This is a genomic window from Amycolatopsis sp. NPDC024027, assembly GCF_040638975.1.
In the GTDB taxonomy this organism is placed as follows: Bacteria; Actinomycetota; Actinomycetes; order Mycobacteriales; family Pseudonocardiaceae; genus Amycolatopsis.
The window spans coordinates 217,707-219,172 of record NZ_JBEZYY010000008.1; the positions used below are offsets into that span (position 1 = coordinate 217,707).

The following is a 1,466-nucleotide window of genomic DNA, read 5'->3' on the forward strand; positions in this document are numbered from 1 at the left end:
CGGGACGACGACAAGGGGAGACGAAGATGTCCGACAGCGCGGCCGCGAACCCGCGGCTGCCCGTCGAGCGGCGCTGCCCGTTCGACCCGTCCGAGAACTACGCGGCGCTGACGAAGGCGGGCCCGATCGCGCGGCTCGCCATGCCCGTGAGCGTGGACGGCCGCGACGGCTGGGTGGCGACCGGGCTCGACGAAGTGCGGCGCATCCTCGCCGACGACCGGTTCAGCCACCGCAAGGACCTCATCTCGCTGTCCATCCCGTCGCCGATCCCGACCGGCGACGACCGCGAGCAGGTCGTCTACCGCGCGCCGGCGCCGGAACCGGGCGCGTTCATCGCGATGGACCCGCCGGAGCACATGCGGTACCGCCGGCTGCTCGCCGGCTACTTCACGGTGCGGCGGGTCCGTGAGCTGGCCCCGATGATCGAGCAGGTCGCGCAGGACTGCCTCGACGCGCTCGCCGACGCGGGCCCGGGGGTGGACCTGGTGGAGCTGTTCGCCGAACCGTTCCCGATCCGGGTGATGTGCGAGCTGATGGGCATCCCGCCGGGCCCCCGGGCGCCGCTGGCCAAGCACCTCGCCGTCGTCTCCCGGATGTCCTACACGGTCGAAGAGCTGACCGAGGCGGTCGTCGAGCTCGGCCGGCTGCTGACGGAGATCGTGCGGCAGAAGCGGGAGAACCCGACACCGGACCTGCTCGGCGAGCTGGCCGCGACCGGGGAGCTCACCGACGGCGAGCTGATCAACATCGCCTGGGCGCTGCTCGGCGGCGGCTTCGACACCAGCGGGAACATGCTGGGACTCGGGGTCTTCGCCCTGCTGGAGCACCCGGAGCAGCTCGCCCGCCTGCGTGCGGAGCCCGAGCTGCTGGACAACGCGGTCGAGGAGCTGCTGCGCTACCTGACGGTCTCGCACCTCGGCGCGAGCCGGGCGGCGCTGACGGACGTGGAGATCGGCGGCGAAACGATCGAGCAGGGCCAGACCGTCGTCGTGGCGCTGCCGGTGGCGAACCGGGACCCGGCGCGGTTCCCCGATCCGGGCGTCCTCGACCTCGGCCGCAACACCCAGGGGCACGTGGCGTTCGGGCACGGGGTGCACCAGTGCCTCGGCCAGCACCTGGCCCGGCTGACCCTCCGCATCGGCTACCGCGCGCTGTTCGAGCGGTTCGGCTCGCTGCGGCTGGCCGTCCCCGCCGACGAGGTGCCGACGAAGGAGGACATGCTCCACTACGGCGTCTACCGGCTCCCCGTGACCTGGGACGAGACCGACGGTTGACCACCTTCCGCGCCCGGTCGGCCCGTCAGTCCACTGTGGATTGACGGGCCCGGCTGCGGAAGGGCCGGAGTTAGTGGTCCACCTAGAACTTCCTCGCCGCCCTCGTGCGGCCGGTGGGTGACCCGGCACTGTGAAGACATCGGTCGGCTCGCCGGCACCGCCCGGCCGACTTCTCGAGGAGCTGACATCGCA

Annotated in this window: 1 protein-coding gene; it reads left to right on the forward strand. The window is 72.3% G+C overall.

Annotated features, from left to right (window positions below; translation table 11 throughout):
* The first annotated feature begins 26 nt into the window (after positions 1-26).
* On the forward strand, positions 27-1,274 hold the full coding sequence (locus AB0F52_RS21855) for a cytochrome P450 (RefSeq protein WP_360173751.1): 1,248 nt from the start codon (positions 27-29) through the stop codon (positions 1,272-1,274).
* Positions 1,275-1,466 lie beyond the last annotated feature (192 nt).

Bases quoted from the DNA above. Each gene is read 5' to 3' on its own strand.
- AB0F52_RS21855 (WP_360173751.1), top strand. From the start codon at position 27: ATGTCCGACAGCGCGGCCGCGAACCCGCGGCTGCCCGTCGAGCGGCGC.